The following is a 21,039-nucleotide window of genomic DNA, read 5'->3' as shown; positions in this document are numbered from 1 at the left end:
CCGACTGTGCACGTCCATCGGCCCGTCCGGCCGCGCGTGTCGGGCCGGACGGGGGTCGCTGACGCCCGATCGGCTGGCCCCCGCTCGGCCCAACCGGGTCGATGCTGCGCTCGGGTGCCGCTGGGCCGTGTCGGCGCGCGCCGCACCCGGAGGTCGCGCGGTCCACGGCCTACGCTGCGCCAATGGTGGATCACCGTGAACTCCTCGAGAACGTCACCCGGGCCCTGGCCCGCGCCGGGTTCGACACCGCGCCCGGTCCCTCACCGCTGTGGATCGGCCATCACCCCGAGGGTGTGGTGGTCGGCTGGACGACGGACGGAGACCCGGACGCTCGGCCCACTCCGGAGGCGCGCGCGGCGATGAGCGGCGCGGCCGCCCTCGTGCTGCGCGAGTGCGGCTACCTGGTCGCCGAGTCGGAGACGGGCGACCTGCTGGTGCGCTGCGCCGAACGGGTGGTCGTCCCGGCCGGGCCGGACCCGGTGCCCGAGCAGTGGTGGGGGTGACCCGCCGCACCCGCTGAGGCCGGTCCGGCCCGGTGGGGCCTCCGGACCGGGCCCCGGGTTTCCCTACCGAACCCTTACCGGAAGCGGGGGGCGGTTGACCGGCGCGGCCTAAGGTTTGCCTAAGCCAAGCCTGAGCGCCCTGGACCACGAGGTCCGGGGCGCTCGGCTGTGCCGCTCCGCCGCCACCGCGCCGGGGCGGGGCGGGGACAGGTGACGGGCCGGGGCGACCCGGGGGAGGAGCCCGCTGCACATGGGACGAGGCGTTTCCCAGCTTCCTGATCGGGCTGCGCGAGGGCCTGGAAGCCGGACTGATCGTGTCGATCCTGGTCGCCGCGCTCGTCCGGGCCGAGCGGAGGGAGCGGTTGCCGCGGCTCTGGACCGGCGTCGCGGCGGCCCTCGCGCTCAGCCTGAGCTTCGGCGCGGTGCTGCCGGGAGTGAAGGACGACGCGGACCGGCTGGGGCGGGGGCTGCCGGCGTCGGTGTGAGCGTGGAGCCCGAGCCCCGACGGCTGCCCGCACCGGCCGCAGACCGTGGTCTCAGCCGCCGGGGGCGGGGCCGGGGAGGCCGAGGGTGAAGCCGATCACCGCGCCGCCGCCCTCGCGGTTGCCGGCGAAGGCGGTGCCGCCGTGGGAGCGGGCCACCTCGTGCACGATCGCCAGGCCCAGCCCCGAACCGGGCAGGCTGCGGGCGGCGGTGGCCCGGTAGAAGCGGTCGAAGACCCGGTCGAGGTCGGCCGCGTCGATGCCCGGCCCGCGGTCGCGCACCTCCACCCGTGGCCCGCGCACCACCACCTCGATCGGGCCCGCTCCGGCCGGGTCGAACTTGGCGGCGTTGTCCAGCAGGTTGCCGACCGCCCGGGCCAGCGCGTCCGGACGGGCGGTGACCACGGTGTCGTCCGCGTCCACCAGGATCTCCCGGTCGCTGCGCCGCCGGGCCTGGGCGGCGGCCCCGCGGACCACCTCGGCCAGCGCCACCTCGGTCCGCTGCTCGTCCGCCCTGCGGTCCGCGGCGAGTGCCACCAGCTCCTCCACCAGCTGGGTCAACTCCCGGGCCTCGTCGGTCAGATCGGTCATCAGCGCGGCGCGCTCGGCGGGCGGCAGTCGGTCCGCGGCGGGGAGCACGGCGAGGTTGGTGCGCAGGCTGGTCAGCGGGGTGCGCAGCTCGTGCCCCGCGTCCTGGACGAGGCGGCGCTGGTTCTCCTTGGCGGTCGCCAGTCTGACCAGCATCCGCTCGAAGGCCCGGCCGAGCCGGCCCACCTCGTCCGTCCCGGCGGCGGGCACCGGCACGTCCAACCGGCCGCTCGCGGCCACCAGTTCGGCCGCGGCGGTGAGGCGGACCAGTCGGCGCGAGATCCACCGGGCGAGCAGCCAGCCGGCGCCTCCCGCGACCACGCCGACGATCGCCACCAGCACCGCGGTGCGCAGCCGCAGGGCGGCCAGCAGCTTCTCGGTGGGGCCGACCTGCTGGACGATCTGGACCGCGCCGCGGCGGCCGCCGAGCGAGACCACGCCGACCCGGAGGGTGTCGCCGTGCTGCCGGCGGAGCCCCGTCGCGGTGCGGCCGGGCTCCTCGGACCTGGCCAGCTCGCGGTCGGCGGGGGTCGTCGCCAGATCGAGCCGGGCGGTGCCGGGGAGCACCCGGGCGTCCGGGTCGAGCGCCTGGGAGGTCACCCGGATCGGGCGCAGCAGGTCGTCGCTCAGTCCGCTGGGGCCGGCGAAGTCGCCCGGGTAGAGGGTCTCCAGCGCGACCTGGCGGTGGACGGACTCGACGGCCGCGGTGAAGTCGGCGGTCTCGTCGTCGCGGATCAGCCGGGCGGCGGCGTGGTAGCCCAGGGCGCCGATCAGCACGGCGACCAGTGCGGCGATCGCGGCGAAGGCGAGCGAGAGGGTGGCGTGCAGGCCCGGGCGCGGCAGCCGCCGGCGGCGGCGCACCGGGCCGGTCACGACTCGCGCAGCGTGTAGCCGACGCCGCGGACGGTGTGGATCAGCGGGACCAGCCCGGGGCGGTCGACCTTGCGGCGCAGGTAGCCGATGAAGACGGCGAGGTTCTTCGAGCCCGGGCCGAAGTCGTAGCCCCAGATCTGCTCGTACAGGGTCGCCTGGTCGAGGACGGCGCCGGCGTGCCGGGCCAGCAGCTCCAGCAGGTCGAACTCGGTGCGGGACAGCTCCAGCTCCCGGCCGGCCCGCCAGACCCGGCGGGCGGGCGGCTCGATCCGCAGGTCGGCGACGTTCAGGACCTCGGTGGCGGGGGCGGGCCCGTTGCGGCGCAGCAGGGCGCGCAGGCGGGCGAACAGCTCGTCCACGTCGAAGGGCTTGACCAGGTAGTCGTCGGCCCCGGCGTCCAAGCCGGCGATCCGGTCCGGGACCTCGACCCGGGCGGTGAGCATCAGCACCGGGGTGCGGTCGCCCGCGGCGCGCAGTCGGCGGCAGACCTCCAGGCCGTCCGGCTCGGGCATCATCACGTCGAGCAGCAGGACGTCCGGGCGCTGCTCGGCGAGGACGGCCAGGGTCTGGGTGCCGTTGGCGGCGATCCGCACCCGGTAGCCGGCGAGCATCAGGGCGCGGGTGAGGGAGTCCCGGATGGCCCGGTCGTCCTCGGCGATCAGCACGGTGTGCGTCATGGCGGAGATTCTTCCTGTCGTGCTCACAGCGGGTTCGGGCGGGGTGGGAGGGAAGCGGGGGATGGCGAGGGCCGGGGTCGGCCGGGGGACGGCGGGGGAAGGTGGTCGGCCGGGGGATGTGCGGCTGCGGCTTTCGCGTGCTGCGCCGCGGGCGTACCGTGGCCACACGGTGGCGTGCCCGCCGGGGTGGGCCGCCGGGTCCGTGTCGGCACGCCCTGCCGGAGGCCGCGATGGCAGACCGGATGGCCTTCTTCACCACCCCGCGCGCGGAGCGGGCGCGGCGGGACGCGCGCGAGCGGGTGGCGGACTGGCGGGAGGTCTACCGGCCGGGGCCGCTGCTGCCGGTGGTGGGCGGGCAGGCGGAGCGGTGCATGGACTGCGGACTGCCGTTCTGCCACAGCGCCTGCCCGTTGGGGAACCTGGTGCCGGAGTGGAACCGGCTGGTGGCGGAGGCCGACTGGCGGGCAGCGGCGGCCCGGTTGCTGGCCACCGACAACTTCCCGGAGTTCACCGGCCGGCTCTGCCCGGCGCCCTGCGAGAGCGCCTGCGTGCTGGCGATCGACGGCGCCGCGGTGACCATCAGGAACGTCGAGCTGGCGATCGCCGACCGGGCCCGGGACGAGGGGTGGGACGGGCCGCGGCCGCCTCGGCCCGAAGGCGCGGCTGATCGGGGCGACGGCCCCGGTGGCCGCGGGCGGCGGGTCGCGGTGATCGGATCCGGCCCGGCCGGGCTGGCCGCCGCCCAGCAGCTGACCCGGGCCGGGCACGCCACGACCGTCTACGAGCGGGCCGACCGCGCCGGCGGACTGCTGCGCTACGGCATCCCGCCGTTCCGGCTGGAGAAGCACCGGCTGGAGCACCGGCTCGACCAGCTGCGGGCCGAGGGCACCGCGTTCCGCACCGGGGTGTGGGTCGGCCGGGACGTGCCGGGGGAGGACCTGCGGGCCGGGTACGACGCGCTGGTGGTCGCGGTGGGGGCCACCGCCCGCCGGGAGCTGCCGGTGCCCGGGCGTGAACTGCCCGGCGTGCACCAGGCGATGGAGTTCCTGACCTGGGCGAACCGGGTGGACGAGGGCGACTGCCAGGCCTCGCCGGTCTCCGCCGAGGGCCGCCACGTGGTGATCGTCGGCGGCGGGGACACCGCGGCCGACTGCCTGGGCACGGCGCTGCGCCAGCGCGCCGCCTCCGTCACCCAACTGGACATCAACCCCCGTCCGCCGCAGGGCCGGGCGCCCGGTCAGCCCTGGCCCGTCCATCCCAAGGTCTACCGGGAGACCACCTCGCACGAGGCGTCCGCCGCCGCGGCGGCCGGACCGCGGGTGTTCGCGGCGGCCACCGTGGGCTTCGAGCCCGGGCCGGACGGCCGGCTCGGCTCCGTCCGGTTCGCGGAGGCCGACCCCGCCGACCGCAGCCCGCGGGCGGGCACCGAACGGCGCCTGCCCGCGCAGCTGGCGCTGATCGCGCTGGGCTTCACCGGGCCCGAGCCGGACCAGCCGCTGTACGCCCAACTCGGGCTCGCCACCGGGCCGGAGGGCACCCTGGCCAGGAACGACGGCTTCGCCGGCGGGGCGGAGGGTGTGTTCGTCGCGGGCGACGCCGGGCGCGGACAGTCGCTCATCGTCTGGGCGATCGCCGAGGGGCGGGCGGCCGCCGCGGCGGTGGACCGGTACCTGCGCGGGTGGACCGAACTCCCGGCGCCGATCGACGCGTCGGCGCGGGCGCTCACCCTGTGAGGACCGCCCGCCCGGGGTGGGCCGGGGCGGGAGGCCGGTCCGAGTCGTCGGGCGGTACGTCAGAACGGCCGCAGGTGCCGGACGAAGATGTCCGGGGCGTTGTTGGTGTCGCCGGGGACGAGGGCGCCGTCGGACGAGGTGAAGACCACCGTGGTGCCGAAGGCGTCGACGAACGGCGCCTCCGAACCGGCGCCCTGGGAGCCGTCGTTCGCCAGGTCGACCCGCTCGGTGCGGCCCGTCCACCGGTTGTGGCGGAAGATGTCCGGGGCGTTGTCGGTGTCGCCGGGGACGATGTTGTCCGCCGTGGAGGAGAAGTACACCCAGCGGTCGTCCGCCGTCATCCGGCCGGCGTAGGAGCTCCCGGTGGTCGTCGTGCCGGGCAGGCCGGTGCTGATCAGGGTCTCGGTGCCCATCTTCAGGTCGCGGGCGTAGACCTCGAAGTGGCGGTCCCACTGGCTGTCGCCGTGCAGCACCCACGCGGAGTAGACGGCGAAGCGGCCGTCCGGGCTGATCGAGGGGTCGGCCACGCCGCGGTAGCCGCCGGCGCCGTCCGGGCTGGCCAGGCTGGTCCGCCCGGCGGTCAGGTCGCGCACGTACAGGGGGTAGAGGCGGGGCTTGGTGATGCCGGGGGCGGCGGACCTCGGCCGGGTGGCGGGCCGGAGCGAGTCGGCGGTGAACTCCGCGTCCGAGCCGGCGGCGAGTTCGGCGACGGCGCTCGGCGAGAGGGCGCCCGGCTGGTCGGGGGCGAGGAGGTTGGTCGCCTTGGAGACGAAGACGACCGTCCTGCCGTCGGCGCTGATCTCCGGCTCGGCGGAGGAGCTGTCCGCCTCCTTGCCGTCGGCGCCGATGCTGACCAGGGTCGTCCCACCGGAGCGCAGGTCGGAGACGTAGATGTTGCCGCCGAACCAGGTGACCGTGCCGGGGGCGAGGTCACTGCGGTTGGACTGGTAGGCGACGGTACGGCCGTCCCAGCTGATCGACGGGTGGCCGGACACCTTCTGGCTCTGCGGTGCGCCCGGGGCCTTGCCGGTGGAGACCAGCCTGGTCTCGCCGGTCCAGCGGTCGTGGACGTAGACGTCCTCGGAGCCGAGGTTGGCGCCGGGCACGAGGTTGGTGGCGGAGGAACTGAACGCCACGTAGCGGCCGTTGCCGCTGATCGTGGCCTCGAAGGAGTCGCCGTCGGCCTGCGCGTGGTCCGGGCCGGTGTCGACCCGCTCGGTGCGGCCCGTCCACAGGTCGCGGACGAAGACGTCGGACTTGCCGTTGGTGTCACCGGGCACCAGGTTGGTGGCGTCCGAGGTGAAGACGGCGAAGCGGCCGTCGGCGCTCAGCCCGCCGGCCGCCGAGGCACCGTCGGGCTGAGCCTGGCCGAGACCGACCGACACCCGCTCGGTACGGGCGGTCGGGCCCTGCGGTGGGGGTGCTGCCTGGGCGGGTGCGGCGGCGGCGACGGCGGCGGTCAGCGCGGCGGCCGCGAGGATGCAGGCCGCGCGCAGCGGGCGGCGGATTCGGATCATTCGGTCCCTCCCCTGGGATCGACCGTGCCGCGTCGGCGGTGGCGCCGAACTCCCCGGCGGCAGGCTCGGAGCGAGCCAACCGCCGGGTGGGGCGGGCGGTCAATGGTCGTGCAACGGGAAACGCCGGATTCACGTCAGGGGGCGGGCTCCTCGGCGGGATCGACCGGGTGCGCGGGGCGGTGCGCGGGGCGGTGCGCGGGGCGGTGCGTGCCGGTGCGGGTGCCGGAGTGCGCGCGCTGGTCGTAGCGCCAGAGCGCCGGTATCGCGGCGGCAAGGACGGTGGCACTGCCGAAGCAGAGCAGGCCGCCGGTGCGCAGTGCGGCGCGGATGCCCTGTCGGGCGGCCAGGCCGCCCGCGCGCAGATCGCCCAGGGCGGGCCCGGCGGAGCCGATCAACAGCTCCAACCCGGCCGCCCGGCCCCGGAGTTCGTCCGGAATGGACTGGTTCCAGATCGCACTGCGGAAGGTGTCGCCGAGCCAGTGCGCGCCGCCGGCCACGATCAGGCAGAGCAGGACGGCCCCGAGGCCCGGGGCGAACGCGGCCCCGGCCGTCGCCGCACCGACCAGGGCGGCCGAGAGCAGCACCAGGCGGCCGTGCCGGTACACCCGGTCCGTCCAGCCGCTGGTGGTCGCGGCGATCAAGCTGCCGACCGCGCCGGCCGAGTAGAGCAGGCCGAGCGCCCACGTCGCGTCCAGCTCCGCGGCGAGGAAGGGGAACAGCGCGGTGAGCAGGGCAAAGACGGTGGCGGCGAGGTCGGCCAGGTAGGTGCCGATCAGATCGGGCCGCCGCGCGGCGTACCGCAGACCGTCCACGAACTCGCCCAGCTGCGGCTTCTCGGCGTTCCGCGCCGAGGGGACCGGCCGGACCCGGGCGAGCAGCGCGATCGACAGCAGGAAGGTGGCGAGGTCGACGAGGAAGGCGGCGGGCACACCGGCCGTCGCGATCAGCAGCCCGGCGGCGGCCGGGCCCACCACCCCGCCGACGCTCCACCGCAACGCGAGCAGCCCACCCGCCGCGACCAGCTGGTCGGGCGGCACCAGCCGCGGGACCATCGCCTCGATCGAGGGCTGCTGGATGCCCTGCAGGGCCGCCGCCAGCCCGGCGGCGACGTAGAGCGGCCAGACGGCCGGGGCGCCGAGCAGGGCGTTGGCCAGCAGCAGCGCGCTGAGCACGGCCAGCGCGACCTCGCTGAGCAGGGCCACCGCCCGGCGGTCGGCGCGGTCGGCCAGGACGCCGCCGTACAGGCCGAACACGACGGCGGGTACGAGCTCGACCGCGCCGACCGCGCCCACCGCCCAGGGCGAGCCGGTGAGCTCGGCGATCTGCAGGGGGACTGCCGTCATGGTGAAGATCGAACCGAGCAGGGTGACCGCGCCGGAGGACCAGACCAGGCGGAAGTCCCGGGAAGACCGCCAGGGCGTGGTGTCGGGGAGCAGCCGGGACCGGGAGCGGTCGGGGGCGGAGGTCATACGCGGGTGGTCCCTTCATGGCCGCCGCCACGGCGGCCGTCCTTATCGCCGATAAATTCCGGCTCGGAACTTATCGGCGATAAGGTGGGCCCGGCAAGCGAATAACCCGGAAGGGCGAACGGATGGCGCTGCAACGCGACGAGGTGGTGCGCACCGCGCTGCGCCTGCTCGACGAGGAGGGCATCGAAGGGCTGACCACCCGGCGGCTCGCCCGCGAACTCGGGGTCCAGTCACCGGCGTTGTACTGGCACTTCAAGAACAAGCGGGAACTGCTCGACCTGATGGCCGAGGCGATGCTCGCCGAGGCCCTCCCGCCCGACCGCGAGCCGGACCCGGAGCACTGGCCCGAATGGATCGCCGCCGACGCCCGGGCCAAGCGCCGCGCCCTGCTCGCCTACCGCGACGGCGCCCGGGTGCACGCGGGGACCCTCCCCACCGAGGAGGAACTCCCGGCCGTCGAGGCCCAGTTGAGCGCTCTCTGCGGGGCCGGACTGCGCCCGCGCACGGCGCTGCGGCTGCTGCTGACCGTCGACCGGTACATCATGGGCTGGGTCACCGAGGAGCAGGCCTGGCGGCAGGACGCCGCCGACCGCGAGCGGCCGCCGTTCCCGGAGGAGGCGCTGAGCGGGCTGCCGCTGCTGCGCGAGGCGGCCGACGTGCTGCGGATGACCGACCACGACGCCGACTTCGAGTACGGACTGCGGGTGCTGATCGAGGGGTTCCGGGCCGAGATCGACCGCGAGGCGGGGGAGACGGGTGAGCCGGGAAAGTCGGGGAGGTCGGGCGAGCCGGCGGGAGCGGCGCGGGCGGAGGGGGCGGAGGGGGATGGGCTAGTTTGGCGCCATGACCACCCTTGATCCCCGCAGCACGGCCCTGGTCCTGATCGACCTGATGGGCCGGATCGTGGCCAACCCGCTCGCGCCGCACAGCGGTTCGGAGGTGCTGGCGACCTCGCTGGAGCTCGCCCGCGCGTTCCGCGCCGCCGGTGCCCCCGTGGTCGCCGTCAAGGTCGAGCGGCCGAACGTCGCCGAGCAGCCGCCCGGAAGCGAACTGCTCGCCGAGGTGGAGGAACTGGCCGACGAGATCGTGGTGAAGCGCACCATCGGCGCCTTCCAGGCCACCGGCCTGCACGACCTGCTCCGGTCCCGGGGCGTGGAGACCCTGGTGTTCGCCGGCATCGCCACCAACCTCGGGGTGGAGTCGAGTGCCCGCGCGGCCGCCGACCACGGCTACGAGCTGGTGTTCGTCGAGGACGCGATGACCGCGCTCACGGCCGAGGAGCACCGGGCGTCGGTGGAACTGGACTTCCCGCGGCTCGGCGAGGTCGTGGCGGCGGCGGACCTGCGGCTGGGATAGCCCGCCCTCCCGGTCCGCGGCCGCCCGGCCGTCCCTCCGTCCGGGACGCCTGGTTCCCGCCGCGCTTGACCTTGACACGGTGACAAGGACTTCACTGTGGCCGAGGAGGTGGTCCTGATGACCGGGTCGGCGGAGGAGTCGACGGGGAGCACGAACGCGATGCCGGGCACGAAGGCGGCGCCGGGCACGGACGCGGCGGGTGGTCCGAACGCGGCAGGGCGCCCGAACACGGCGGGGATGCTCCGGGGGCTGGCGCACGGCGACTCGTCGGTACGGCTGCAGGCGGCGCTGGCCGTCGGCACGACACCGGACCCGGGGGCCGTCGGCACGCTCGTCGAACGCTGCGCGGTCGAGCCCGAGTTCTTCGTGCGCGAGATGCTCACCTGGGCACTCACCCGCCACCCGGCGGCGCTGACCGTCCCGCTGCTGCTCGACGAGCTCCGCTCGGAGCGCGCGCAGGCGCGGAGCCAGGCCCTGCACACGCTGTCCAAGATCGGGGACCGGCGGGCCTGGCCGGCGATCACGCCGGCGCTGCTGGCCGACCCCGAGGAGGAGGTGGCCCGGAGCGCCTGGCGGGCCGCGGTCGTGCTCGTGCCCGAGGGGGAGGAGCCCGAGCTGGCCGTAGGGTTGGCGACACAACTCGGGCGCGGCGGACGGGAGACGCAGCTGAGCCTCAGCCGGGCATTGATCGCGCTCGGCGAGGTGATGCTGCCGGTCCTGGCCGCCGTGACGGCGGAACGCGACCGGCGGGTGCGCACCCATGCGATCGCCACGGAACGGCTGTGGCGCGACCCGGAGGCGGGATTCGAGTCCGCGATCGAGGAGGCGAAGCGCGTCGCGGTCCTCGGCGGGGACTCCCAGGAGGGACGGTAGGCAGTGCTGATCGGTGATGTCGCGCGGCGGTCCGGGGTCAGCGCCCGCATGTTGCGGCACTACGAGTCACTCGGTCTGGTGCGGCCCTCGGGTCGTACCGACTCCGGGTACCGGGAGTACTCCGAGGAGAACATCCGGCGGATCTTCCACATCGAGAGCCTGCGGTCGCTGGGCCTGTCACTGCAGGACGTCGGGCGCGCGCTCGACGATCCCGGCTTCGCGCCCTCGGAGCTCGTCGACGAGCTGATCGGCCGGACGCTGGAACGCATCGCGGCGGAGAACGAGTTGCTCACCCGACTGCGCCGGATCGGAGCCGCGGGCCCGGCCGACTGGGAGGAGGTCCTCCAGACCGTCTCGCTCCTCCAGGGCCTGGAGTCGAAGAGTCCGGGGGCGCGCCAGCGCGCGGCCCTGTCCGCGTCCGAGGACGGCCCCGTCCCGGTGGAAGCCCTGACCGCGGCCGTGCTGAGCGAGGCGGACCCGGTCGTCGCCGGGGCCCTGCGCTGGGCTCTGGTGCAGGCGGGGGAGGAGGCGACGGCCCTGCTGGCGGAGGGCCTCGGATCACCCGCGGCGGAGGTGCGGGACCGTGCCGTCCGCTCCATCGCGGAGATCCCGACCGCCGAGGCGACCGCCCTGCTGCGGCACGCCCTGACCGCCCCGGACCCCGCCGTCCGCGAGTGCGCGGCGCTGGCGCTCGGGGCGCGGGGCGTGGACGACGCCGTCCCCGTGCTCATCGAGATGATCGTCGAGGAGCGGAAGGACGCCGACGCGGCCGACGCCCTGGCCACGCTGGCGGGCGATCCCGGGCTCGCCGAGCGGATCGCCGCCGGACTGATCCACTGCCTCGGCCACGCCGCCACCGGACCGGCCGCCCGTCGGCGCCTCACCCAGGCGCTCGCGGACATCCCGGGGGCCACGGCGGCGCACGCCCTCGCGGAGCTGGCGCAGGACCAGGACCGGGTCGTCGCGCTCACCGCCGCCTACGTCCTCACCCTGCGTGAGGACCGGTAGGGGCGGTAGCGGGACGCGGGGTGCGTGCGGAGGGCCCTGCCGGGTCCTGACCGGGGCTCGGATCAGCTCCGTCCGGTCGTACGGGGGGCTGCCCGCAGGGCTTCGCGCAGGCGGCCGTGCGCGGCGTCGAGGAGGCGGGCGGCGGTGGGGGCGTCCACGTCGGCGAGCAGGACCAGGATCGCGTCCTTCGACCGTCCGTCCGTCGCGGCGAGGGCGCGGTGGACGGACTTCTCGTCGGCGCCGGTGGCCTCGGCGACGATCCGCCGGGCGCGCTCGCGCAGCTTGGCGTTGGTGGCGCGGAGGTCGACCATCAGGTTCCCGTACGTCCGGCCGAGGCGGATCATCACGGCCGTCGACAGCATGTTGAGGACCAGCTTCTGCGCGGTGCCCGCCTTGAGCCGGGTCGAGCCGGCCAGGACCTCGGGGCCGACCTCCACCTCGACGGCCAGGTCGGCGGCGGCCGCCAGCGCCGAGCCGCGGTTGCACGCCAGTGCGACGGTCAGGGCGCCCGCGGCCCGCGCGGCCCGTACGGCCGCCACGGTGTACGGGGTACGGCCGGAGGCGGAGATGCCCACCAGGGTGTCCGCAGGGGTGAGGGCGAGGGCGGTGACGTCGGCGTCGGCGAGGTCGGGGCGGTCCTCGGCGCCCTCGGCGGCCGCCGTCACGGCCGGGCGTCCGCCCGCGATCAGGCCCACCACCAGGGCCGGATCGGTGCCGAAGGTGGGCGGGCACTCGGCGGCGTCCAGCACCCCGAGGCGGCCGGGCGTCCCGGCTCCGGCGTAGACCAGCCGGCCGCCCCGGGCCATCCGGGCCGCTACCGCGTCCACCACGTCGGCGATGCGGTCCAGCTGCCCGGCGACGGCGGTGGGGACGGTGCGGTCCTCGGCGTTCAGCAGGCCGAGCAGGGCGGGGGTGGGCAGTTCGTCGATCGCGGCCCAGTCGGGGCGGACGGTCTCGGTCGGGGGCGCGGCCGAGGACGTGGGGCGTGCGGTGGGTTGCTGGGGGCGGTGCGGCACGGGGCTCGTGGGCTCGGCGGTCATACGCCGATCGTCCCCTGGTGCGCCGCGCGCGAATCCGGGCAAGCGCGGGGGAGGAGGAGGTGATGGCCATGGCCATGGCTACCGCATCGACCGTTTCCGACCTGCTGAAACGGTTCGGCCGCACCTATGCGGAGGACGCCGGGATCACCCTGCGCGACAAGCCCTCGCCGCTCTACCGCCTGCTCGTCCTGACCGTGCTGTGCTCCGTGCGGATCAGTGCCGACACCGCCACGGCGGCCGCCCGCGAGCTGTCGGCCGCCGGGCTGCGGACCCCGCGCGCGATGGCCGACGCCCGGCGCGGCACCCTGATCGCCGCACTCGGCCGCGCCCACTACGTGCGGTACGACGAGAGCACCGCCACCGCGCTCGGCGAGGGCGCCGGGCTGCTCCTCGACCGCTGGCACGGTGACCTGCGGCGACTGCGGGACGAGGCCGGGGGCGAATCGGAGCCGATCGGCGAGTTGCTGCAGGAGTTCCCCAGGATCGGGCCGGTCGGGGCCGGGATCTTCCGGCGCGAGGTCCAGGAGGTCTGGCCTTCGCTGCGGCCGTACTTCGACGAGCGGGTGCTGGCGGAGGCCCGGGCGCTGGGGCTGCCGGGAAGCCCGGCGGGCCTGGCCGAGGTGGTCGCGGCGAAGGACCTGGCCCGGCTGGCGGCGGCGCTGACCCGGGCGAGCCTGGCGCACGTCGAGGCCGCCTGAGCCGCCCCGGGCGAGGACGGTGCGTCGGCGTCGGCCGGGCGGACGGACCGGGCGTCGGCCTCGGCCTGGTGTGCGGCCGGTGCCGTCGGGGCGGACGGCCCCGCCGGCGCCGCGGAGGTCCGGCACCCGTACGCGGAGGTCCGGCACCCGTGCGGGCACCGGACCTCCTCCGCGCGTGGAACCGCCGGGCCTGACTCCGCTCGCCCCGGCGTACCGTCAGGCGGCCGTACCGTCAGGCGGCCGGGAGGCGCGGGGTGCGCGGCGGCTCGGTGCGGCGGTGCCCGGTGGCGTGGAAGGCGGCGGCGAGCCGGAGGAGCGCGGTGTCGTCGTAGGCGCGGCCGGCGAAGGTCAGCCCCACGGGCATGCCGGTGTCGGTCATGGTGCCCATCGGCACGGTGACCGTCGGGATGCCGAGGTGGCGCGGTACGAGGTTGCCGTTCGCGACCCACACGCCGTTGCGCCAGCCGAGTTCGGCGGAGGCCTCGTTCACGTCCATGTCGGCCGGAGCGACGTCGGCGACGGCGGGGAACACCACGGCGTCCAGGCGCAGCTCGTCCATCCACGTCTCCAGGTCGGTCCTCCGGGTCTCCTCCAGGCCGCGCAGCCCCTCCGCCAACCCCGGGATCCCGGTGAACGACGGGTACGGGTGCTCGCGCACCTGCCGCGGGTAATCGGCGATCACGTCGTCGAAGCCCGTGTAGCGGTCCGGGAGTTCGCCGGGGTGCTTGGGCCAGATCCGGGCGCCGTCGACGCCGGCCAGCGTCGGGAGCGCCGGGTCCCCGTTGGCGCGCAGGAAGTCGTCCCAGGCCCAGGCGGACAGGTCGAGGACCTCGCGGGCGAGGAACTCGCGACTGACGAGGCCCCGGGTGAGGAGGGACGGCGCGCCGGGCCGGTCGGACTCGTAGTTGGTCACCACGGGGAAGTCGACCTCGACGACCTCGGCGCCCGCGGCCTCCAGGTCACGGCGCGCGGCCTGCCACAGGGCGATCACCGAGGCGCGTGTCTCGATCCGCCGCCCGGTCGCGCCGCCGATGCCGCCGTCGGGGTTGGTGCCCGCCTCGGGGTCGGCGTTGATGTACATCCGGGGGACGCCGACGCGCCGGCCGGCGAGCGCGGCGCGGGCCGCCGCCGCGTCCGCGGGGGCCAGCGCCGGGTACGAGGCCGGCCGCACCCGGGACGCCGCGGGGATCGGCACCCACGGCTGGGACCGCCAGAGGTCGCCGCGGGTCTCCGGGTCGTCGGCGACGATGACGTCGAGCAGTTCCAGCAGGTCGGCCATCGTGCGGGTGTGCGGGACGACGACGTCCATGGTCGGCACCAGCGGCCAGTTGCCGCGCACCGAGATCACGCCGCGGCTCGGGGTGTACGCGCACAGCGCGTTGTTCGAGGCGGGCGCCCGACCCGAGGACCAGGTCTCCTCGCCGAGTCCGAACGCGCCGAAGGAGGCGGCGGTGGCGGTGCCCGAGCCGTTGGACGAGCCGGAGCCGTAGGCACTCGTCAGCCAGTCCGCGCTGTACGGGCTATCGGCGCGGCCGTACACCCCGCGCTGCATGCCGCCGTTCGCCATCGGGGGCATGTTGGTCAGGCCGATCAGCACGGCCCCGGCGGCGCGCAGGCGCTCGATGGTGAAGGCGTCGCGCTGGGCGACGAGGTGCTCGAACGCCGGCGAACCGGCGGCTGCGGTCAGGCCCTTGGCGAGGTAGCTGTCCTTGGCGGTGTACGGGATGCCGTCGAGCGGGCCGAGGGTCTCGCCGCGGGCGCGGCGGGCGTCGGAGGCCTCGGCGTCGGCGCGGGCGTCCGGGTTCATCACGACGAGCGAGTTGAGCGCGGTGGCCGTGCCGGGCCGGTCGTAGGCCTCGATCCGGGCGAGGTAGGCGTCGAGCAGGGCGACGGCGGTGGTCGCGCCGGTCTCCAGGGCCGTGCGCAGCTCGGCGATGCCCGCCTCGACCACGTCGATGGTGCGGGGGAGGGTGCCGGTGCCGGCGGTGGGGGCGGAGGTGTCGGTCGTGCGGGTCATGCGGGGGTCTCCAGGGGTGGTGCGGAGGAAGCGGTCCCGGGCGCTCCGCGGGGGTCGGGATCGAAGGGGCGAAGGGGCGGAGGGGCGGAGGGGCGGAGGGCGGAGCCGGGTGGTCGGGGGCCCGACGGGGGCGCCGGTTACAGGACGGCGGGCGCGAGCTCGTCGCCCAGCGGGCGGTCCTGGTCGGTGTCGTCCATGCGCCGGTCGGGGCGGCGGACGAGCAGGTAGGCGAGGCCGGCCAGGGTGACGGTGGCGACGCCCAGCGGGGCCGCCCAGATCTGGTACCAGGGCGCGCCGGCCGGGGCGAGGACGGCGCGCGGCCAGCAGATGTTGACCAGCTCGAAGCCGGTCCAGAGCACCGCGAGCAGGTTGACGGGGGTGCCGAGGCGCCCGTAGCCGACCGCGCCGGCGGGCGTCCAGGAGCCGCGCAGGCGGGCGATCAGGGCGACGAGGCAGATCAGGAAGAACGGGGCGAAGATCGCCGCGCTGCCGAAGGTCATCAGGCTGCCGATGGCCGAGGTGCTCAGGCCCAGCGGCAGGGCGGCGCAGCTGATCAGCGTGGCCGCGACCAGGCCGCCGATCGGTGCGCGGTGCCTGTTGACCTTGCGCACCTGGCGGGAGAACGGGAAGACGTCGTCGCGGGCGAGGGAGTAGAGCCCGCGCGCGGCCCCGCCCTGGGAGGCCATCAGGCACGCGGTGAAGCTGATCAGGACGACGAGGACGAAGGGCTTGTCGGCCCAGCCGCCGAACGCGTGCGTGACGGCGGTGGTCACCGGGTCGAGATCGGTGCCGGCGACGACGTCGGCGGGGTTCGGGTGGGCCAGCTCGACCGAGACCGCGTTGAGGATGACGACCAGCCCGACGCTGAGCAGGGACCACCACATCGCCCGGGGCACCTGCCGGGCCGCGTCCTTGGTCTCCTCGGCCGTCGACACACAGGCGTCGAATCCGACGAACGCCCATCCCGCGATGGCCAGGGCGGCGAGCAGCGCGCCGGTGTCGCCGATGCCGAGCCCGCTGGGCGCGTCCAGGAAGTCGGTCAGCAGCGAGAAGCCGTGCTGCCGGAAGACCAGCAGCAGGGTGAAGCCCACGAGGACGGAGGCGACCGCCTCGGCGGCGATGCCGAGGCTGACGAACCAGCGCAGCAGGTTGATGCCGTAGGCGTTGACCAGGGTGCAGAAGAGCACGAACCCGACCGACACGAGCACCTGCTCGGCGGGCGTCGGAACGCCGCCGAAGAGCGCGAATAGCCAGGGCGAGGCGAGGTAGGCGACGGTGGTGTTGCCGAACATCACCGCGAACTGCCACATCCAGCCGGTCAGCCAGGCGAACGCCGGGTTCGCCAGGCGCCGGCCCCATTGGTAGGCGCCGCCGGCCAGCGGCCACTGCGAGGCGAGCTCGGCGTAGACGGCCACGACCAGGCACTGCGCGAGCAGGCACAGCGGCAGCGCCCAGACCCAGGCACCGCCGGCCACGCTGATGCCGACCTGCACGGCGGCGTACAGCCCGACCACGGGGCTGACCACGGCGAAGCCCATGGAGATGTTGCCGAGGACGCTCAGACTGCGTCTGAGCTCCTGGCGGTAGCCGAGCGCGGCCAGCGTTTCGTCATCGGATGGGGTGTTCTCGGCCATGCGCTGTGCCCTCCTGGTAAAACTAACTTTGTTAGCAACCGCTGCTGGTCTGGCACGATAGCCGCAGGACACGGGGAGCGGAAGAGGGGAATTTCCAGTGGGCCGACCGAGCAGGGCATTGCTGACCCGCGAACGGATCGCACGTGCGGCGCTCCAGGTGGTGGACGAGGAGGGCCCCGACGGCCTGACCATGCGAGCGCTCGCGGATCGGCTCGGGGTCAAGGCGGCGTCGCTCTACAACCACATCCAGAGCAAGGACGCGCTGGTCGACGCGGTCTCCGAGCTGGTCAACGACGAGATCGACCACGCGCCGCTCGCCGACCCCGACTGGCGCACCGGCCTCGCCGCGTACGCCCGCGGCTACCGCGCGGTCTTCCTGCGACACCCCAACACCATCGCCCTGCTGGCCCGCCGCCGCGTCGAGGCCGACCGGGCGCTGCGCGGCTACGACACCCTGCTCGCCACGCTCGGCCGGGCCGGCCTGGGCCCGGCGGACGCGGCGGAGACCGCCGCCGCACTCGACTACCTGGTGCTGGGCTCCGCCCTGGAGACCTTCACCGCCGGTTTCACCCGCACTCCGGACGCCTACCGCCCGGACTACCCCGCGCTGGCGGACGCCCTGGAGGGCTCCTTCGCCCGCAACGGCGCGTCGGACCTGGACGACCGCGGCTTCGAGCTCGGACTCCGCCTGCTGCTCGACGGCGTCGCCCACCGCGGCCACGCCGGACCCGTCGGTGCGCGGGCGGTGTGACCGGCGAGGGGGCGGCGACAGGGGGCCTCCCGGGACGTCAGGGAGGCTCGGGGAAGCTCGGGGAAGCTCAGCTCGGGAGGCTCGGGGAAGCTCAGCTCGGGAGGCCGGCGGACCTCGTGATGACGGGTGTGCGCGGGGCGCCGACCGTGGTCGAATGTGCACGTGCCGGGGTTGGGCGCGGCGCCGCGCGGGCAGATACCGACTGTTCGAACACGTACCCGAGGGGGTGGCCGTGGCCACGCTGATCGCCTTGATCGTCGGCCTGGTCGTCATCGCGACCGGCCTCGCGGCCTACCTGCACCGGCGCTCCGGCAGCCGGACCGAGACCGTCGAAGGACTGCGGGCCGAGCAGGAGCACCGGGTCCGACTGCAGGCCGCCCGCGCCTCCTACAGCTCGATCGCCATGCACAACACCCACGGCCTGACCGTCGACGACCTGGAGCGGTACCGCAAGTAGGGCCCGGCACCAGGCGTCGTACGGCCTGCCGCCGCCCGTGGACGGACCGGCGGTCGCCCTGCGGGCGCGCCGTCAAGGGGCCGCCGGGAGGGGGGGTTCCGGCGCCCGGGTGCTCTCATGCCCCGACATGCCCGACCGGGCCCGAAGGGCCTGGCGCGGGTGCGGTGGCGACGGCGGGGCGGCCGGGGTTCGCGGCGGTCAGGCCCTCCGGAGGAACCGTCAGGCCATCCAGAAGAACACCGCCGTCATCCGACGCTCCGCCAGCTCGTTGCCGTAGTAGGCGGTGGCGCTGTGGATCAGGTTGGCGTGGTACAGCAGCAGTTGGTTGTAGCGGTTGGGGACGCGGACGTCCTCGACGAAGTGGTCGGCGGGTACGCGGCGGGTGCCGAGCGCCTCGACCAGGTTGTTGTGCGGGGCTTCGACCACGTTGCCGCCGAGACGGCCACCGGGGAACTGCTGGCGGTAGAAGCTGGTGCCGGCGTCCTTGGGCGCGCCGGGGCTGAGGTAGAGCACGGCGGCGTAGCGGCAGAGCGCGCGGGAGTCGGTGTGGGGGCGGGACTCCGACTCCCCGGCGCCGACGACCTGGACGCAGTTGTGGTTGAGCGTGCCGCCGCCCGGGGTGCTCTGCACCCAGAGGCGGGAGGCACCGGTGGCCTTGCGGACCAGGGCCTCGACCCGGGCCAGCTCCTCGGGCTCCAGGCCCGGCATGGTGCGCAGACCGGGCCAGGTCTCGGGGCGGTACGGGTAGCCCTCGGTCCACTCGTCGCGGGCCAGGCAGCGTTCGCGGACGGCGTCCGGGTCGGAGAGGACGTCGTTCAGGACCCAGAAGTCCCGGCCCCGGGTGGGCTTGCGGTACGGCAGGACCGGCAGCGTGGTGGGCCTGATGGGCTGTGAGGGCATGCGCCGACGATAGAGGCGGCGATCGCCAAGCTTCTGCCGTGAGCAGGTCAACCTTTGCCCAAGGCGCACCGCGGAGCGGGTCGTGGCGAACGGGCCGGCGCCGCACCACTGCCGCCCGATGGGCAGGGGGCGGGGGTCCGGGGGATCGTCAGGACTCCCGGACGGCGAAGCCGCCGAGTGCCCCCGCCAGGCGGTCGTAGGCCTGGAGGGCGGACGGGCGGACGGCGGCGGCGATCGTGGCGTGGTCCTCGCCGGCCAGGGTGCGGCGGAGCACCTCGGCGAGGACCGCCCGGTCGACGGCCGCGAGCAGGGCGGCCGCGACCCGGCTCTCGAAGCCGACGGGTCTCTCGTGCACGGCCTCGGCGAGGGCCTCGGCCAGGGCGGCCTCGGCCTGCTCCTGCAACTCCCGCAGCCGGGCGACCAGCGCCGGGCTGTCGACGACGGTGCGGGCGAAGTCCCGGCCGGAGAAGCCGAGCCGGGGGTCGTGCCGGTCGATCCGGGCCAGGCAGTCGCGGCGCAGCGCGGCCAGGGCGGACTCTCCCGGCGCGCGTGCGGCGACGGCCCGGGCGAGCCGACCGACGAGCTCCTCGTGCAGGTCGAAGAAGAGGTCCTCCTTGCGCGGGAAGTGGTTGGTGACGGTCATCTTGGCGACGCCCGCGGCCGCGGCGACCTCGGCGATGGTCGTCCGGTCGAAGCCCTGCGCGATGAAGAGCCTGGTCGCGGCGTGCGAGATCGCCTCGCGGGTGCGGCGCTTGTTGAGTTCGCGGAGGGTGGGGGCGGGGCTGGGGGTGGTGCCGGTCTCGGTCATGGCGGGAGCCTAACGCAGTTCACTGGGTCGGGTACAGGAATTAGGCTTGACCCAATCAGTGGGTCCGTCCTAAGTTCTTCTCGGGGCGGTCGGACGGCTGCCCCGGGTGAGGGCGGCCGCGTGAGGCCGACGCTCACCCGAGGAGCGACTCAGGGGAGGGGCGCATGACCGCATCCGCCACGGCGACGGGTCGACGAGGGGGCGTGGAGGAGGGGGAGGCGGAGCCGATCCCGGCGGGCCTGTGGAAGATGGGCGCGGTGCTGGCGCTGGGTCCGATGCTCGCCTTGCTGGACGCCACGATCGTCAATGTCGGGATCGACGCGGTGGGCCGTGACCTGCACGGCTCGATCGCGGCGGTGCAGTGGGTGGCCACCGGGTACCTGCTGGCGGTCTCGCTGACCATGCCGCTCTCGGGGTGGGCGGCCGGCCGCTTCGGGGCCCGGCGGGCGTGGCTCGCCTCGGTCGTCCTGTTCGTGCTCGGATCGGCGTTGTGCGGCCTGGCCTGGTCGACGGGCAGTCTGGTCGCCTTCCGGGTGCTGCAGGGGATCGGCGGCGGGATGATTCAACCGCTTGGCCAAGCGATCATCATACAAGCGGCCGGGCCGTCCAGGATCGGGCGGGTGATGGGCACCCTGATGCTCCCGATCAGCCTCGCACCGGTCCTCGGGCCGATCCTCGGCGGCGTGGTGCTGGAGCACCTCGACTGGCGCTGGATGTTCCTGCTGAACGTGCCGGTCGGGCTGCTGACGCTGCTGCTGGCCGCCCACTGGCTGCCGGTCGAGCAGGACTCGGACGCGCCGAGGCCCGAGCTGGACGTGACCGGCCTGCTGCTGCTCTCGCCCGGTCTCACCGGGCTGGTCTACGGACTCTCGACGATCGGCGCCGGCGGTGCGGTCGGCTGGGTCGCGCTGGTCGCGGGCGTGGTGCTGGTGGCGCTCTACGGAGTCCACGCGCTGCGAGTGGCGCGCGGTGGGGTCCGGCCGCCGCTGATCGACCTGCGGCTGTTCGCCCGGCGCGGCTTCAGCGTGGCGACGGCCAACAGCTTCCTGCAGGGGGCCGCGCTCTACAGTTCGATGTTCCTGGTGCCGCTCTACTACCAGCAGGTGCAGCACGTCGGCGCGGTGGAGGCCGGTCTGCTGCTGGCGCCGCAGGCGCTCGGCACGGCCGTCACCGCGATGCTGGCCGCCCGGATCACCGACCGCGTCGCACCCCGTCCGCTGATCCTGATCGGCATCGCCTGCTCCCTGGTCGGCACACTCGCGTTCACCCGGCTGGGCAGCGGGTCCGACCCGGCGCACTGGCTGATCGCCGGCTCGCTGGCGCTGCGCGGCGCGGGCATGGGGATCATCTCGATCCCCGGCCTCGCGGCGGTGTACGGGAGCGTCGAGAAGGCCCAGGTCCCGGCGGCCGCCGGAGCGGTCAACGTGCTGAACCGGGTCGGCGGGGCGCTCGGCACGGCGGTGCTGACGTTGGCCCTCCAGCAGGCGCAGCACGGTCACCCGGAGCGGCCGGGCGCGGCCTTCGGGGACACCTTCTGGTGGGTGCTGGCCCTGTCCGCCCTGGCGATCGGACCGGCCTGGCTGTACCCGAACACCCGTAAGGACGCCGGCTGAGCGGCCGTCAGGCCCCGGGCGGACGGCCCTCGACCGGCGGCC

Annotated in this window: 19 protein-coding genes and 1 pseudogene; 11 read left to right on the top strand and 9 right to left on the bottom strand. The window is 75.2% G+C overall.

Features of this window, described 5'->3' with window-relative positions; translation table 11 throughout:
- Positions 1–182: 182 nt before the first annotated feature.
- Positions 183–503: a hypothetical protein gene (locus tag ACZ6Y7_RS13055; protein ID WP_465757960.1), complete on the top strand. Its 321-nt coding sequence runs from the start codon at positions 183–185 to the stop codon at positions 501–503.
- Between the two features lie 275 nt (positions 504–778).
- A pseudogene (locus ACZ6Y7_RS13050) lies at positions 779–931 on the top strand (FTR1 family protein); the annotation flags it as partial.
- 108 nt (positions 932–1,039) lie between these two features.
- On the opposite strand, the gene ACZ6Y7_RS13045 reads toward ACZ6Y7_RS13050, so the two are convergent.
- Positions 1,040–2,446, bottom strand: coding sequence for a HAMP domain-containing sensor histidine kinase (locus ACZ6Y7_RS13045; protein ID WP_465757959.1), 1,407 nt, complete (start codon positions 2,444–2,446; stop codon positions 1,040–1,042).
- Entirely contained in the window at positions 2,443–3,123 is a 681-nt protein-coding gene (locus ACZ6Y7_RS13040; protein WP_465757958.1) for a response regulator transcription factor, read from the bottom strand. Before ACZ6Y7_RS13040 ends, ACZ6Y7_RS13045 begins: the two co-directional genes overlap by 4 nt.
- Before the next feature lie 230 nt (positions 3,124–3,353).
- Here ACZ6Y7_RS13040 and ACZ6Y7_RS13035 point away from each other — a divergent pair, with 230 nt between their 5' ends.
- The gene (locus tag ACZ6Y7_RS13035) at positions 3,354–4,856 is read left to right on the top strand and encodes a glutamate synthase subunit beta (RefSeq protein WP_465757957.1); all 1,503 of its coding nucleotides are present in this window, start codon (positions 3,354–3,356) and stop codon (positions 4,854–4,856) included.
- 59 nt (positions 4,857–4,915) lie between these two features.
- On the opposite strand, the gene ACZ6Y7_RS13030 is transcribed toward ACZ6Y7_RS13035, so the two are convergent.
- Positions 4,916–6,373, bottom strand: coding sequence for a TolB family protein (locus ACZ6Y7_RS13030; protein ID WP_465757956.1), 1,458 nt, complete (start codon positions 6,371–6,373; stop codon positions 4,916–4,918).
- Between the two features lie 134 nt (positions 6,374–6,507).
- Entirely contained in the window at positions 6,508–7,842 is a 1,335-nt protein-coding gene (locus tag ACZ6Y7_RS13025; RefSeq protein ID WP_465757955.1) for an MFS transporter, read from the bottom strand.
- Positions 7,843–7,964: 122 nt separating this feature from the next.
- On the opposite strand from ACZ6Y7_RS13025, the gene ACZ6Y7_RS13020 reads away from it, so the two are divergent.
- The 4 genes from ACZ6Y7_RS13020 (at position 7,965) to ACZ6Y7_RS13005 (ending at position 11,079) form a co-directional block, all read left to right on the top strand.
- On the top strand, positions 7,965–8,699 hold the full coding sequence (locus ACZ6Y7_RS13020; protein ID WP_465757954.1) for a TetR/AcrR family transcriptional regulator C-terminal domain-containing protein: 735 nt from the start codon (positions 7,965–7,967) through the stop codon (positions 8,697–8,699).
- Positions 8,686–9,198 (top strand): isochorismatase family protein, encoded by a 513-nt coding sequence (locus ACZ6Y7_RS13015; RefSeq protein WP_465757953.1) that lies wholly within the window; start codon positions 8,686–8,688, stop codon positions 9,196–9,198. The genes ACZ6Y7_RS13020 and ACZ6Y7_RS13015 overlap by 14 nt, the downstream gene beginning before the upstream one ends.
- A gap of 237 nt (positions 9,199–9,435) precedes the next feature.
- Positions 9,436–10,071 (top strand): HEAT repeat domain-containing protein, encoded by a 636-nt coding sequence (locus tag ACZ6Y7_RS13010; protein ID WP_465758030.1) that lies wholly within the window; start codon positions 9,436–9,438, stop codon positions 10,069–10,071.
- A 3-nt stretch (positions 10,072–10,074) separates the two neighbouring features.
- Entirely contained in the window at positions 10,075–11,079 is a 1,005-nt protein-coding gene (locus ACZ6Y7_RS13005; protein ID WP_465757952.1) for a HEAT repeat domain-containing protein, read from the top strand.
- 62 nt (positions 11,080–11,141) lie between these two features.
- Here ACZ6Y7_RS13005 and murQ read toward each other — a convergent pair whose 3' ends face one another.
- Entirely contained in the window at positions 11,142–12,119 is a 978-nt protein-coding gene (gene murQ / locus ACZ6Y7_RS13000) for an N-acetylmuramic acid 6-phosphate etherase (protein WP_465757951.1), read from the bottom strand.
- A gap of 74 nt (positions 12,120–12,193) precedes the next feature.
- Between murQ and ACZ6Y7_RS12995 the strand changes: the two genes are divergently transcribed.
- Positions 12,194–12,817 carry an endonuclease gene (locus ACZ6Y7_RS12995; protein WP_465757950.1) on the top strand — a complete coding sequence of 208 codons (624 nt, stop codon included), beginning with the start codon at positions 12,194–12,196 and terminating at the stop codon, positions 12,815–12,817.
- Between the two features lie 232 nt (positions 12,818–13,049).
- On the opposite strand, the gene ACZ6Y7_RS12990 is transcribed toward ACZ6Y7_RS12995, so the two are convergent.
- Positions 13,050–14,834, bottom strand: a complete 1,785-nt coding sequence (locus ACZ6Y7_RS12990; protein WP_465757949.1) for an amidase — start codon at positions 14,832–14,834, stop codon at positions 13,050–13,052.
- A 137-nt stretch (positions 14,835–14,971) separates the two neighbouring features.
- Positions 14,972–16,468, bottom strand: coding sequence for an APC family permease (locus ACZ6Y7_RS12985; RefSeq protein WP_465757948.1), 1,497 nt, complete (start codon positions 16,466–16,468; stop codon positions 14,972–14,974).
- A 118-nt stretch (positions 16,469–16,586) separates the two neighbouring features.
- On the opposite strand from ACZ6Y7_RS12985, the gene ACZ6Y7_RS12980 reads away from it, so the two are divergent.
- Positions 16,587–17,219 carry a TetR/AcrR family transcriptional regulator gene (locus ACZ6Y7_RS12980; protein ID WP_465757947.1) on the top strand — a complete coding sequence of 211 codons (633 nt, stop codon included), beginning with the start codon at positions 16,587–16,589 and terminating at the stop codon, positions 17,217–17,219.
- Between the two features lie 232 nt (positions 17,220–17,451).
- Positions 17,452–17,676: a hypothetical protein gene (locus ACZ6Y7_RS12975; RefSeq protein WP_465757946.1), complete on the top strand. Its 225-nt coding sequence runs from the start codon at positions 17,452–17,454 to the stop codon at positions 17,674–17,676.
- A 219-nt stretch (positions 17,677–17,895) separates the two neighbouring features.
- On the opposite strand, the gene ACZ6Y7_RS12970 is transcribed toward ACZ6Y7_RS12975, so the two are convergent.
- Both ACZ6Y7_RS12970 and ACZ6Y7_RS12965 read right to left on the bottom strand, forming a co-directional pair.
- Complete coding sequence (locus ACZ6Y7_RS12970) at positions 17,896–18,576, bottom strand: DUF6445 family protein (RefSeq protein ID WP_465757945.1); 681 nt, start codon at positions 18,574–18,576, stop codon at positions 17,896–17,898.
- 148 nt (positions 18,577–18,724) lie between these two features.
- A complete protein-coding gene (locus ACZ6Y7_RS12965; RefSeq protein ID WP_465757944.1) occupies positions 18,725–19,384 on the bottom strand; it encodes a TetR/AcrR family transcriptional regulator in 660 nt (219 codons plus the stop codon).
- Between the two features lie 164 nt (positions 19,385–19,548).
- On the opposite strand from ACZ6Y7_RS12965, the gene ACZ6Y7_RS12960 reads away from it, so the two are divergent.
- Entirely contained in the window at positions 19,549–20,997 is a 1,449-nt protein-coding gene (locus ACZ6Y7_RS12960) for an MDR family MFS transporter (RefSeq protein ID WP_465757943.1), read from the top strand.
- The last annotated feature ends 42 nt before the right edge of the window (positions 20,998–21,039 follow it).

It is taken from the genome of Kitasatospora sp. NPDC053308 (genome assembly GCF_055585785.1).
Note: the sequence above shows the minus strand (reverse complement) of the source record. Positions and strands in the feature narration are given on the sequence as shown.